Source organism: Exiguobacterium sp. A1_3_1 (assembly GCF_048985645.1).
GTDB classification, from domain to species: Bacteria; Bacillota; Bacilli; order Exiguobacteriales; family Exiguobacteriaceae; genus Exiguobacterium_A; species Exiguobacterium_A indicum.
The window spans coordinates 1-11,868 of sequence record NZ_WBYY01000094.1 but is presented as its reverse complement, the minus strand read 5'-3'; the positions used below and the strand labels follow the sequence as shown (position 1 = coordinate 11,868).

Sequence of the window (11,868 nt, the reverse complement as noted above, 5' to 3'; positions counted from 1 at the left end):
AACTGGCTTGTGTCTCGCCTGAGGAAAGGGCGTGAGGAAGCGAATCATTCTTTTTTTGAGTCAGCCTCTTTATGTATCGTGTTTAGTTTCGTTAAACGGAAACGAGAAATGATGTATCCAGTGACTCACTTTCAATCACGATCGCTGTTAAACCCGTATCCGTCTTCGTTTCGTGCCATTCTCCTTGTTTCCAAAACACGGCTTCCCCACACTGAACATTTATGTAGTCATCCGTTTCCCCTCTTACAAAGCCCTCACCCTCTACAATTAATAGAAGTTGCGGCACGACAGCCTGGTGATAACCGACCACGCCATCCTTCTCTAAATGGATGCATCCGATGTGCGTCACTTTTTCAGTTTGCATGATTCGCGACATCACAAAGTTCGAATCAAATTTCGTGATCTTCTTACCAACCTCTTTTTTGAATTGATAAATCTGCATATAAGCCTCCTTAAAATCATGATTCGTTTGATAGTTCGTCTTTCATCTACACTATTTGATTCAAATCTCATTTGGAAAATTTTGATAAGAGAAGTTTATCATAGCTCTAACTGATTGAGAACTAACGATGATTCGTCCATGGCATTGACTTTTCTATTTTCATTATTGATAATGGTAATAGAAAAGGAGGGTTTTTCATGAACACAGATTTCTCTGCCTTATCACAAATCAACTGGGAACAATTCCTGCCCCTATTATTGATTTACATCTCCATCAACCTGATTCTACTCAGCTGCGCCTGTATCGATTGGTTTAGACGGAAGGACCGGATCGCGACACCGACTACTTGGTTATTGATCATTCTCCTCGTCCAGCCGATCGGCTCGATTCTCTACTTCGTCCTCGGAAGGAGGATGACAGCATGATTCAGATTTCTCATCTCCAGCTTTCACTTCAACGACGTCTTATCCTAGACGATATTTCCTTTACGATTCACGAACATGAATGTCTTGGACTGATTGGTCCGAATGGTGCCGGAAAGACGACACTCCTAAAATGTCTGAGCGGCATGATCGAGAGTGACCGTGGTTCCATCACGATGTCTTCGCGCCCTATCCGTCAACAGCAGCAATCGATCGGCTACTTATCACAACAGACCGACTTTAAGCCTTGGATGACGTGCGAACAATCATTACGTTTCTTCGGACGCTTGTCGGGGCTTGATCGCGCAACGTTAAATAAGCGGATTCCAGCCGTTCTACATGAAGTTGGACTCTACGGTCAACAAACAGAAATCATCGAACGCCTGTCCGGCGGCATGCGCCAACGTCTCGGAATCGCTCAAGCCATCTTACATGAACCGACATTTTTGATTCTAGATGAACCAGCTTCTGCCCTTGATCCGAGTGGTCGACATGATATCAATCAATTGATCCTCCGCTTAAAGAAACGGATGACGATCATCGTCTCAACGCACCTGTTAGAAGACGCAAAGACGTGTTGCGATCGCTTCCTCGTCATTAAACACGGAAAATTGTTAGGGCCGCTCGATAATCAACGCAACGTGGATCAATATCGGATTCAAGTCGAGACGCTTACAGCTGCCCCGTCTTTTTCTGCGACACGATTTCCACGAGTCGAAATTGATCGAATCAACCCATGCTGCTATCAGTTCTCCGCACAGCAGCCGCTTGATCTCTCACAGTTAGCGACTACTCTGATTCAACAGGGATGGTCGATTGCTTCGATTGCCTATCAACCAATCGGACTTGAGGAACGGTTCCTCGACATGGTGGCAGACGTATGAGGACCTTTTATACGCTGACATGGACCGAGTGGTTGGAAGCATGGAAAGAATGGAAGATCGTTTGGTTACCGCTGTTCTTCATTGCTCTCGGTGTGACCCAACCGTTGCTGTTGATGTACATGGATGTCTTGCTCGCACACGTCGGAAATGCAGACGGAATCATCGTTGATCCGAATCGTCCTACTCCGCAACCGCTTGACGTCTTCAGCGCAACGATCCACGGACAGTTCAATCAGCTCGGCTTGATCGTCCTGATCATGAGCTTCATGGGATTGCTTGCTTCAGACCGACAAACTGGCATGCAGGATTTCATTCTGACGCGTCCCGTCTCGCGAAATATCTATCTGCTGTCGAAATGGTTCAGTCACGGGATGATTAGTCTATTCGGGATGCTGATCGGCGCCCTCACGTCCTACTGTTTGACCGTCTATTGGTTCGGATCTCTCTCACCGATGCTTGCACTACGTATCATCCTCGGTTTTAGTCTTTGGACGTTATTCGTCGTCAGTCTGACACTTCTGATCAGCACTTTCTTGCGACGTGCTGTTCCGATTGGTATCCTGTCGCTCGTCGTTTCCTTACTACTTGTTGCACTTCCTTCATTAATGCCAGACATTCTATTCTTTATGCCTAGTGCGCTACTGTCGCTCCCATCGCACACGTCGTTTTTTTCTTCGTCTCATCTGATTGGTGTCGCTTCTTGTCTCATTTGGATTCTTCTCACACTCGGCTGGTCGGCTCTTCGATTCCGAAAAACAGCTTATTGATCCACCGCTACAACACAAAAAGGATAACGGAGCCGTTCAGCCGTCCGTTATCCTTTGTTTGCTTGTGTCTTTCGAATCGTTCGTTGCCTTGGATGCACGGCAAGCTTTGCTTGGCGCATCCGTTCAACGGCAGGATCCGTCGCAGCATCGAACGCTGCTAAACTCGGGTAATGCCCGACGAGACGTCCCTGCTCCAAAATCGCAAAGCTGTCACACAGTTGTTCGGCAGCTTTAATGTCATGGGTGATGAAGACATATGTTAGACCGTGTAGCCGTTTCAAGTCAGCTAACAATGCAAGAATCAATCGTTTGTTGACCATGTCGAGGCTACTGACTGCTTCGTCTAAAACGATCAGACGTGGTTCAGCAGCAATCGCTCGCGCAATCGCGATCCGCTGGAGTTGCCCGCCACTGAACTGCGCCGGATATTTCGTCAGATCCGTCGCCTTGAGCCCGACTTGTTCAATTAGCGTGACGAGACGCTGTCGCCGTGCTTCACCCTTTAAACGAATGAAGTTATCAAGCGGTTCGGCGATAATATCGGCCGCCGTCAGCTTCGGATTGACAGCAGCGAAGGAGTCCTGGAAGACGACTTGGACATCTCCTTGAAACGGTCGTTTTGTCGCATGCCGGTCGACACCGTTGAACCAGATCGTACCGCTTGACGGACGTTCGAGTTCGAGTAACAATCGTCCGAGCGTACTTTTGCCGGCACCACTCGACCCAAGTAGTCCGAGACACCGCCCCGCTTCAAGCGTCAACGAGACATCATGTAAGACGGTCTGAGCTGGTCGAAACCGGCGTTTGTAGACGTGTGAGACTTGATCGATTTGTAGTAAACTCATCCGAACGCCTCCCTTCCTAGATGTTGGGCAAGAAGGGACTGTGTATATGGATGTTGCGGTCGATCAAACAAATCAAAGACATCTGCCTGCTCAACGATCCGTCCTTGCTGCATGACGAGGACATCGTCTGCAAGTTCAGCGATCACACCGAGATCGTGTGAGATGAGTAACATCGCCGTTCCATAGGTCGCGCACATCCGTTCGAGTAACTCAAGAACTGTCTTCTGATTGAAGACGTCGAGTGCTGTCGTCGGTTCGTCGGCAATCAAGACGCTTGGGCGCAGGGCAACAGCTAAGGCGATCATGATCCGTTGCAACATCCCTCCACTCAGCTCGAACGGATAAGCTTTGAGCAACCGGGCGGCATCCGTCAGATTGACTTCTTCGAGTGCCGTCATCGCTTGTTGTTTCGCTTCACGTTTTGAACAACGCGTATGGGTCTGAATCGTCTCGATCATCTGGTGCCCGATCGAGTAGACCGGTGTGAAGGCACTCATCGGATTTTGCATGATGAACGCAATCTCACCGCCCCGAATCGTTCGCACAGCGCGTTCTGATAAGGATTGAATTGATGTTCCGTTCAGTCGAATATCGCCAGTGACGTCTGTTGTCTGTGGATTAAGTAGACGCATTAAAGCGAGACTCGTCACCGTTTTCCCACAGCCACTCTCTCCGACAAGACCAAGAATCTGTCCAGCTTGAATTGAGAACGTCACCCCTTCGATCAATGTTACTTGTTGTTTCGTACGGACGTTCAGACCGTCGACAGCTAAGATCGGTTCGATACGGGCACCTCCTCTCATTTCATCGTTTTTGACACACCGAATCGTTCTGCTAACTGTTCTCCTACTAGGTTAAAGCTGATGATGACGAGCATGATCGCAAGTCCCGGATAAATCATCAATTCCGGATTCGTCCGAATGTACGATTTTCCTTCGTGAATCATCGCTCCCCACTCGGCTGTCGGTGACTGAACACCAAGCCCGAGGAAAGACATCGCCGAGATATCCATGATCGCCCAGCCCATCTCTAGCGTTCCGATGACGAGCAGCGGCGGTAAGATGTTCGGCAGGATGTGCGTCCGGATGATTTTCCACGAAGACGAACCGTTGACGCGAGCAGCGGCGATGAACGCTTCCGTCTTCAGCGTCATGACCATTCCGCGGAACATTCGCGCGTAGTAGACCCACTGGACGAGCATCAAGGCGATGATGACTTGCTTAAGACCTGGACCGAAGATACCGACGAGACCGAGGACGAGAATCAAACTCGGAAATGCCATCACACCGTCACACAGTCGCATCAAGAGTTGGTCGACCCAGCCGCCACGGTAACCGGCAAGTGTTCCGACGAACAGTCCGATTGCGAGCGAGGCGATGAAAATCAACACGGCACAGCCGAGTGAAATTCGCGCGCCGTAAATCAAACGCGACAAGAGACAGCGTCCGAGTTGGTCGGTTCCGAGTGGATAGGCTGACGACGGTCCATGGAGCTTTTGCGTCAAGTCGACGAGGTTCGGATCATGCGGCGCGATCCATGGCGCAAACAACGCAATGCCTGCCATCCCGATTAAGACGAAGGAACAGAGATAAAGAAGCGGCGTATACCGCGACCGGATCATCGTTGCTGGAAGTGGAGTATTCATACCGTCCCTCCTTTTTTCGCTAGGCGTGGATCGAGCACGGCTTGAATGATGTCGACGAGCAAACTGCTACCGATGAAGACGAGTGCCGCGAGAAAGACGTAGCCTTGGATGACCGGCATATCCCGATCAAAGATTGCTTCAATGAAGTAGCGACCGAAGCCTGGCCACGAGAAGACGGTTTCGACGATGATCGTTCCCGTCAGCAACTTCCCAAGGTTCATCCCAAGACCCGTGATCATCGGTGGAATCGCCATCCGGAGAACGTGTTTTCCAAGAATCCGTCCTTCCTTTAAGCCACGTGTCCGGGCAAACAAGACGTACGGTTCGTTCAATGCTTCACTCACACTGCCACGGAGCAATCGTGTATACAAGGCAATCAACGGAAAGGCGAGTGTCAATGCCGGTAAGATCAAATGCATCACACTTCCCGTCCCACCGACCGGAAACCAATCCAGCTTTACGGCAAAGAAGAAGATAAACAGATACCCGAGCCAAAACGACGGAATCGAAGCCCCGATGAAGGCGATTGCCCGACTGAGATGATCAAAGAATCCATTCTTCTTGATCCCAGCAAGGAATCCGAGCGGGATACTGATGACGAGTGCGAGCAGTAGACTCGTCACTGCCAGCTCGACCGTCGGTGGTAAGCGGAGCAAGACATCTTCAAGGACCGGTTTTCCGGAAAGATACGATGTGCCGAAATCGAGCTGCGCCAAGCGGATGACGGCATCGAAGTATTGTTTGTAGAACGGTTGATCGAGTCCGAATTCTGCTCGTTTTGCAGCGAGTAGTTCATCCGTCGGTTGGATATGAGCAGCGGACAGATAGGCCTGTGCCGGATCAACCGGTGACAAATGAATCAACCCTGTCAGAATCAAGACCGCCAGTAACAAAATCGGGATGACGGATAATATGCGTTTGACGAGGAAGACCCCCATGTCATCCCTCCTTTACTTAATGCCGATCCGGGCAAATGGACTCTCATCCCGGTTCGCCGGGAACTGGAAGTTCGTCACGTCCGACTGATAGACCGCCATCTTCTTCAAGTACGAAATCGGAATCAATGCCCCTTGATCTTGGAGTGATGGCAGAATGTCGGCGTACATCTTCTGACGCTTCGTCTCGTCTGTCGTCTTCAAGACATCTTTGATCTCTTGCAACAGTTGTTCTTTATTCGGATAAGCGGAAATCGCTTCCTTGAAGCCGAAGCCATCCGTATCAATCAGGTTCACGAACGTATGCGGATCATACGGTGCACCGAAGTTACTATAGAAGTTGATGTCAAATCGGTTGTCTTTGAAGCGCTGGACTTGATCTGGCAGTTCGACGGCTTCCGTCTTCAGCTCGACGCCGATTTTCGACCATTCCGACTGGAGTGTTTCGGCCATCGCCTTTTGGACCTGCTCGGCCGCATCATACATCATCCCGATTTGCAGCGGTTGACCATCCTTGACGCGAACCTTTTCACCTTTCGGCAGTTTCCAACCTGCTTCGTCAAGAAGACGATTCGCTTCCTTGACGTCATAATCTCGTTGCTTCACTTTTAGGTTCGACGTGTACGGCATATTCGGTGGCAACAGGTAGTCAGCCGGTGCTTCTATTCCCGACGTGATCCCTTCGACGAGAGCGGCTTTATCAAACCCGTGCTGGAGCGCCTGGCGGACGCGTTCGTCAGACAGACGCTTATTTTTCGTATTCAAGACGAGGAGACGCGTCGCGACTGGTTCGGACATCTCTGTTTTGTAGGATTTATCCGTCTTCAACTGATTGAAGGCATCGATGCTGATCGCCCCTTCACCGTAAATCAGATCAACCTGTCCTTTTTCGAGTGCTAAGACACGCGTTTCCGCGTCCGGGATGATGTCGACCTTGATGTGATCGATGTTCGGCTTCGGACCCCAGTAGTTCTTATTGACCTTAAACGTCGCATACTGATCCGGTTTGTATTCGTCAAGCATCCATGGACCTGTTCCGACTTCTTTTTTGACACCCTTCGACGTATCGCCGTTTTCCGGGAATCCCGCTTCTCCTAGGAAACGGACCGGGCGAACGACCGCGAGCTCTTGGATCGTCGGGTAATAGGCTTCGGATAATGTCAGGCGGAACGTCTTCGCATCGACAGCTTCTGTCTTCTCGATTTTCGTGATGAAGCCAAGCCAGCTATGTAAGGCTTTTTGTTTGAGGATCGCGTCAAAGTTCTTTTTGACGATTGCTGCGTCAAACGTCGAACCGTCCGAAAACTTGACACCGTCACGGAGCGTGAACGTATACGTTTTTCCGTCTTCAGAAATCTTCCAAGACGAGGCTAAGTATGGCTCGAGCTTTCCACCTTCCCCGTAGTGGACGAGTGGCTCATAGATCATCGACTGTGCGAACAGTTGTGATGGGTTGTAGACGTGCGGGTTCATCGTTCCGACGTCGCGTGGCCACGCGAGCGTCAATGTATCTTTATCTTTTCGCTCTCCTGTCGACTCGCCCGGGTTCGAGCAGCCGATCAATAATGATGTCAAAGACAGGATCGAGAAAGTAGAAATCAGTAATTTTTTACGGTTAACGTTCATGGTAGGCAGAACTCCCAACTTGTATTGATAATCATTTTCAATTGTAAGAGGGAAAGGGAAGGATTGTCAATGGATAATCTAGATGTTAACTGGACGTAAAGGCGCTTTTTGACAGGATTTCCACGCTTAACTGAGTAACATTCTGTGTACGCCTCTTGTTTGTCAATAATTGTAATCAACTGTGTTAAACGGTATCCTAGTTTGGATGCTGCGTTTCTTATCTAACAAAATCATTTGCACAGAAAGGATGATAGGATGTCACGACTGGTTTCCTCCGTCTCGCTTGTGTTGCTCAGTCTGCTCTTAGTGCTCCCTTTACTGATGATCGATGGACTGATTTTATACGTCGGAGATGTGTCCTACGATTCGTTCGTTGGTTGTCTGGTGTTTCTCGTATGTTTCTATCTCGCTAGCCTGGTCGTCAGCGTCGTCTTTGACGGGATGATGCGTGCGCTTGGCGGACTGTTTAAGCGTCGTTTCTCGAACATACTGTTTGCTGTCGTGAACGGTTCCGTCAGTTTGAGCGTCTTACTCTGGATGGACCTCTACGTGGAGTCCATTACAATCTCGCTTGCGACAAAAGTCGTGCTCGTATCTGTACATACGCTATTGTTTTATCTGATTCATCAATCGAGCGAAGCCACTGTTAAAGCTTCCGAAGTCACCGAACCACATGATCCAGTCGTAAAGGACGCCATCCGCTTGTTAGAGAATGAAGATCCCGTGACATGCGTCGAGACGTTATGTCTCAAATACCCTGAGCTTCCGAAAAAGGACATCATTCGGATCGTCTATCGTCTTCATAGCAACTAAAAGACCTGATCGTTTCTGAAGGGATTCAGAAGCGTCAGGTCTTTTGATATTCGTTCATTTCTTCGCCATCTCATAGAACTGATACGTATTCTTTCCTGACGACTTAGCGGCATATAGCGCAACATCCGCCTGTTGTAATAAGGCCTGTAACTCTGGACGGAACGCAGTGTCATACATCACGATCCCGATACTCGTCGATACCCGGTAGTCCGTTTCCCACTCACTTAACGCAGTGACGATCCGCTCTGCGAGTCGTTCCCACCCTGCCCTTGAATCCGAATGACCGAAATGGAGGATGAATTCATCACCGCCTAGCCGTACGGCCATCGCATCATCTTGTTCGCGGACGAACTGTCGCAAGCGTTGTGCGACTTCTTGCAGGACGATGTCCCCCGTCTCGTGTCCATAGACGTCGTTGACCTGCTTAAAGCCATCGAGATCAAGGAAGAAGACGGCCCCTGTCTGCCCGGGATGCTCCTCGAACTGCTTCGCTAAGTACCGTCGATTATGCAGTCCTGTCAACGCGTCCTTCCAAGCATGACGCTCGAGCTCCAAATAGTACAAGAAGAGTCGGACGATCCGTTGCAATAGCTGAACATTCTTCTGTTCATACAAGCTGACCCGATTATTGATTGCACATAATGTGCCGAACGTCTCCCCGCTCGTCAAGACGATTGGAATACCTAAGTAGGAGCGGACGTGAGCCTCCTCCAAACCCTTTCGCCAGTCGCCGAGTTGTTCCGCGTTCGGAATATCTTCGAGCACGACCGGCTGTCTCGTCTCGAAATCAATCAGCTTACATAACGATTGGTTCAGTTCAATCTGCATGCCTTCCACCATCGGGATATCTGCTTTATCGTTCGTGATCTTCAACATCCGTTGTTGTCCTGCTTCGATCGCTGATAAATACAGCATCTGGTCCGGTAGAATCTCTTTTGCGAAATCGAGAACATCATCTGCCAATTCATCAAAATTTTGATACATCTTCAAGTCTTCAAATGGTTGATTCATACAGCACCTCATTTCGAAGTCATCTTCTGTAGCGTCTCTGATTTGAAAAACGAAAAGGTTACATTTATTACCACTTTCTCTTTTGACTATCGTTTAAACCTGTTTTTGTAAAAAGCGGTCGATGGTCCTATTTCTAGTCCTAAATGAGAAAGATTATCATTTTTTTATTTTCGTATAGTTTATAGAAGATAAAAATTCGGACAGCCATTTGACTGGAAATGAGCGTTGCGTCTTCTAAAATCGTCTGCTATCATTCTCGGTGAACATGACAATGATAATCATTATCACTTATTAAGAACAGATGACTCAGATAGAACTACATAATCCATCTGCTACTTAATCCGTGATTTATGCGTTATCAAATTAAACAAGAGGAGCTGAATCATCATGGGGAAATGGAAAACACCACTCGTCGTGAGTTCGCTTGCTGTCTTACTGGCGGCATGCGGGAACGCAGGAGAAGCAGACATGAAGAAAGACACGGAAGCACCGAAGACGGTCAAAATCAAGGACGCACATGGAACGGTCAACGTCCCGGTTGATCCGAAGAAGGTCGTCGCACTCGACAATCGGACATTCGAGACGCTTGCCGCATGGGACGTCGAACTCGCAGCAGCACCAGTCGGACTGCTCCCGGCTGAGTCACCGTATGCGAAAGATAAGGATATCGTCGATGTCGGCATGCACTTCGAACCGAATCTCGAAGCGATTGCTGGTGTTAATCCGGACGTCGTCATCGTCGGCCAGCGCTTCGCTGATCATTATGAAGACATCAAAAAACTCGTTCCGAACGCCGCTGTCATCGACCTTGACATCACTTTACCGGAAGACTCTGGTACGCCAGGCGAATTACTTGTCAAAGGACTTGAAGATACGACTGAGACACTCGGACAGATCTTTGATAAAAAACAAGAAGCCGATCAGCTCGTGACGACGCTCGAGCAATCGATCAAAGACGTTAAAAAATCATATAACGGACAGGACAGCATCATGTCGGTCATCGTCTCAGGTGGCGATATCGGTTTCTCGGCTCCGATGAGTGGACGTGTCTTCGGACCAATGTATGATTTGTTCGACTGGAAACCAGCCCTCGAAGTCAAACAAAAATCAGGTAACGACCAAGGGGATGAAGTTTCGGTCGAAGCAATCGCTCAAAGTAACCCGGACTGGTTACTCGTTCTTGACCGTGACGCACCACTTGGAAACGCAGAAGGTGCCGTACCGGCGCAAGATGTCATCGACCGTGCGCCTGCTCTGCAGAAAACAAAAGCAATCAAAGACGACAACATCGTCTACGCACCGAAAGATACGTACTTGAATGAATCGATTCAGACGTACTCGGAATTCTTCACTGACATCGCGAAAGCGCTCGAGAAGTAATGGCACACGCACAGCAACAAATGAATGGAAGAGTTGAGCCACCCGCTCGACCTTCCTTTTCTGTCGTTTGGACGAAGCCGTTCGTCTTAACCTTATGTCTCGTCTTAGCGCTCGCGACGGCGTCCCTCTTCACGGGTGTCTACGAACTACGGAGTGCCGCGAACGATTTCGATATGTTCTGGATCACACGTGTTCCACGGACACTTGCCTTGATGCTGACCGGTGCTGCGATGGCAATGGCTGGACTCGTCATGCAACTGATCACGCAAAATCGGCTCGTTGAACCGACGACGACGGGAACGATCGAATGGGCGGGACTCGGACTGTTAGCCGTTTACTTACTCGTTCCGGCACCGTCCTTGTTGATGCGGATGACCGGAGCCATCGTGTTTGCGTTCATCGGGACGATGGTCTTCTTCTGGTTTCTCCGTTCGGTCCGACTGCGTTCATCGTTGATCGTCCCAATCATCGGTCTGATGCTCGGAGCCGTCATCTCCGCGATATCGACGTTCCTCGGGTTGTTCTTCCGTGCCAGCCAAGCGATCGAAGGCTGGTTCGTCGGTTCGTTCGCGTCCGTCCAGATCGGTCGCTACGAATACCTCTGGATCATCATCGGTGTCACGGTCTGTATCTTCTTTCTCGCGAGTCGCTTGACGCTCGTCGGGCTCGGTGAAGACGTCGCGACGAGTCTTGGCGTCAACTACAATCGACTGATGCTGATTGCGACTGGGCTGATTGCTTTATCCGTCGGTGTCGTCGCGACCGTCATCGGCAATCTGCCCTTCCTCGGCTTGATCGTTCCGAACATCGTCTCGATGTTTCGCGGTGACGATCTCCGTAGTAATCTGCCGTGGGTCTGTCTGATTGGGATGGCGACGATTTTAATCAGTGATTTGATTTCACGCACGATCATCCGTCCGTTTGAGCTACCGGTCTCCTTGATTCTCGGAACGGTCGGGGCAGCCGTCTTCATCATCATTCTGTTACGTCGACGGAAGACTGGAGGTGTCAGATGAGTACCGCGATTAGACAACAGGAACATACACGAATTCAACCGAGCGTTACACCTGTCTCTTATACACATCTCCGAGCCCACGA

At 49.6% G+C, this 11,868-nt stretch carries 13 protein-coding genes; 6 read left to right on the top strand and 7 right to left on the bottom strand.

Annotated elements, in window-relative coordinates; genetic code table 11:
- Positions 1-91: 91 nt before the first annotated feature.
- Entirely contained in the window at positions 92-442 is a 351-nt protein-coding gene (locus F8N00_RS10970) for a hypothetical protein (protein ID WP_050677104.1), read from the bottom strand.
- 197 nt (positions 443-639) lie between these two features.
- Between F8N00_RS10970 and F8N00_RS10965 the strand changes: the two genes are divergently transcribed.
- From F8N00_RS10965 to F8N00_RS10955, 3 genes are read left to right on the top strand one after another with little or no spacing between them, the layout of a single operon-like run.
- Positions 640-867, top strand: coding sequence for a PLDc N-terminal domain-containing protein (locus F8N00_RS10965; protein WP_064300069.1), 228 nt, complete (start codon positions 640-642; stop codon positions 865-867).
- Positions 864-1,748 carry an ABC transporter ATP-binding protein gene (locus F8N00_RS10960; RefSeq protein WP_421018206.1) on the top strand — a complete coding sequence of 295 codons (885 nt, stop codon included), beginning with the start codon at positions 864-866 and terminating at the stop codon, positions 1,746-1,748. The genes F8N00_RS10965 and F8N00_RS10960 overlap by 4 nt, the downstream gene beginning before the upstream one ends.
- On the top strand, positions 1,745-2,515 hold the full coding sequence (locus F8N00_RS10955; protein ID WP_421018205.1) for an ABC transporter permease: 771 nt from the start codon (positions 1,745-1,747) through the stop codon (positions 2,513-2,515). The genes F8N00_RS10960 and F8N00_RS10955 overlap by 4 nt, the downstream gene beginning before the upstream one ends.
- A gap of 47 nt (positions 2,516-2,562) precedes the next feature.
- Here F8N00_RS10955 and F8N00_RS10950 read toward each other — a convergent pair whose 3' ends face one another.
- From F8N00_RS10950 to nikA, 5 genes are read right to left on the bottom strand one after another with little or no spacing between them, the layout of a single operon-like run.
- The gene (locus tag F8N00_RS10950; RefSeq protein WP_421018204.1) at positions 2,563-3,360 is read right to left on the bottom strand and encodes an ATP-binding cassette domain-containing protein; all 798 of its coding nucleotides are present in this window, start codon (positions 3,358-3,360) and stop codon (positions 2,563-2,565) included.
- Positions 3,357-4,163: an ABC transporter ATP-binding protein gene (locus F8N00_RS10945; RefSeq protein WP_055967485.1), complete on the bottom strand. Its 807-nt coding sequence runs from the start codon at positions 4,161-4,163 to the stop codon at positions 3,357-3,359. The genes F8N00_RS10950 and F8N00_RS10945 overlap by 4 nt, the downstream gene beginning before the upstream one ends.
- Positions 4,160-5,005: a nickel ABC transporter permease subunit NikC gene (gene nikC / locus F8N00_RS10940; RefSeq protein WP_421018203.1), complete on the bottom strand. Its 846-nt coding sequence runs from the start codon at positions 5,003-5,005 to the stop codon at positions 4,160-4,162. The genes F8N00_RS10945 and nikC overlap by 4 nt, the downstream gene beginning before the upstream one ends.
- On the bottom strand, positions 5,002-5,943 hold the full coding sequence (nikB, locus tag F8N00_RS10935) for a nickel ABC transporter permease (RefSeq protein WP_421018202.1): 942 nt from the start codon (positions 5,941-5,943) through the stop codon (positions 5,002-5,004). The genes nikC and nikB overlap by 4 nt, the downstream gene beginning before the upstream one ends.
- A 12-nt stretch (positions 5,944-5,955) precedes the next feature.
- The gene (gene nikA / locus F8N00_RS10930; protein ID WP_421018201.1) at positions 5,956-7,566 is read right to left on the bottom strand and encodes a nickel ABC transporter substrate-binding protein; all 1,611 of its coding nucleotides are present in this window, start codon (positions 7,564-7,566) and stop codon (positions 5,956-5,958) included.
- Between the two features lie 255 nt (positions 7,567-7,821).
- Between nikA and F8N00_RS10925 the strand changes: the two genes are divergently transcribed.
- Positions 7,822-8,379: a hypothetical protein gene (locus tag F8N00_RS10925; RefSeq protein WP_421018200.1), complete on the top strand. Its 558-nt coding sequence runs from the start codon at positions 7,822-7,824 to the stop codon at positions 8,377-8,379.
- 54 nt (positions 8,380-8,433) lie between these two features.
- On the opposite strand, the gene F8N00_RS10920 is transcribed toward F8N00_RS10925, so the two are convergent.
- On the bottom strand, positions 8,434-9,390 hold the full coding sequence (locus tag F8N00_RS10920) for a diguanylate cyclase domain-containing protein (RefSeq protein WP_421018199.1): 957 nt from the start codon (positions 9,388-9,390) through the stop codon (positions 8,434-8,436).
- Between the two features lie 387 nt (positions 9,391-9,777).
- Between F8N00_RS10920 and F8N00_RS10915 the strand changes: the two genes are divergently transcribed.
- Positions 9,778-10,770, top strand: coding sequence for a siderophore ABC transporter substrate-binding protein (locus tag F8N00_RS10915; RefSeq protein ID WP_421018198.1), 993 nt, complete (start codon positions 9,778-9,780; stop codon positions 10,768-10,770).
- 20 nt (positions 10,771-10,790) lie between these two features.
- Entirely contained in the window at positions 10,791-11,786 is a 996-nt protein-coding gene (locus tag F8N00_RS10910) for an ABC transporter permease (RefSeq protein WP_323679225.1), read from the top strand.
- Positions 11,787-11,868: the final 82 nt, after the last annotated feature.

What these genes read in the sequence shown, in the direction of transcription:
- F8N00_RS10970 (WP_050677104.1), bottom strand. Translation starts at nt 442, where the DNA reads ATGCAGATTTATCAATTCAAAAAAGAGGTTGGTAAGAAGATCACGAAA.
- F8N00_RS10965 (WP_064300069.1), top strand. Translation starts at nt 640, where the DNA reads ATGAACACAGATTTCTCTGCCTTATCACAAATCAACTGGGAACAATTC.
- F8N00_RS10960 (WP_421018206.1), top strand. Translation starts at nt 864, where the DNA reads ATGATTCAGATTTCTCATCTCCAGCTTTCACTTCAACGACGTCTTATC.
- F8N00_RS10955 (WP_421018205.1), top strand. Translation starts at nt 1,745, where the DNA reads ATGAGGACCTTTTATACGCTGACATGGACCGAGTGGTTGGAAGCATGG.
- F8N00_RS10950 (WP_421018204.1), bottom strand. Translation starts at nt 3,360, where the DNA reads ATGAGTTTACTACAAATCGATCAAGTCTCACACGTCTACAAACGCCGG.
- F8N00_RS10945 (WP_055967485.1), bottom strand. Translation starts at nt 4,163, where the DNA reads ATGAGAGGAGGTGCCCGTATCGAACCGATCTTAGCTGTCGACGGTCTG.
- nikC (WP_421018203.1), bottom strand. Translation starts at nt 5,005, where the DNA reads ATGAATACTCCACTTCCAGCAACGATGATCCGGTCGCGGTATACGCCG.
- nikB (WP_421018202.1), bottom strand. Translation starts at nt 5,943, where the DNA reads ATGGGGGTCTTCCTCGTCAAACGCATATTATCCGTCATCCCGATTTTG.
- nikA (WP_421018201.1), bottom strand. Translation starts at nt 7,566, where the DNA reads ATGAACGTTAACCGTAAAAAATTACTGATTTCTACTTTCTCGATCCTG.
- F8N00_RS10925 (WP_421018200.1), top strand. Translation starts at nt 7,822, where the DNA reads ATGTCACGACTGGTTTCCTCCGTCTCGCTTGTGTTGCTCAGTCTGCTC.
- F8N00_RS10920 (WP_421018199.1), bottom strand. Translation starts at nt 9,390, where the DNA reads ATGAATCAACCATTTGAAGACTTGAAGATGTATCAAAATTTTGATGAA.
- F8N00_RS10915 (WP_421018198.1), top strand. Translation starts at nt 9,778, where the DNA reads ATGGGGAAATGGAAAACACCACTCGTCGTGAGTTCGCTTGCTGTCTTA.
- F8N00_RS10910 (WP_323679225.1), top strand. Translation starts at nt 10,791, where the DNA reads ATGAATGGAAGAGTTGAGCCACCCGCTCGACCTTCCTTTTCTGTCGTT.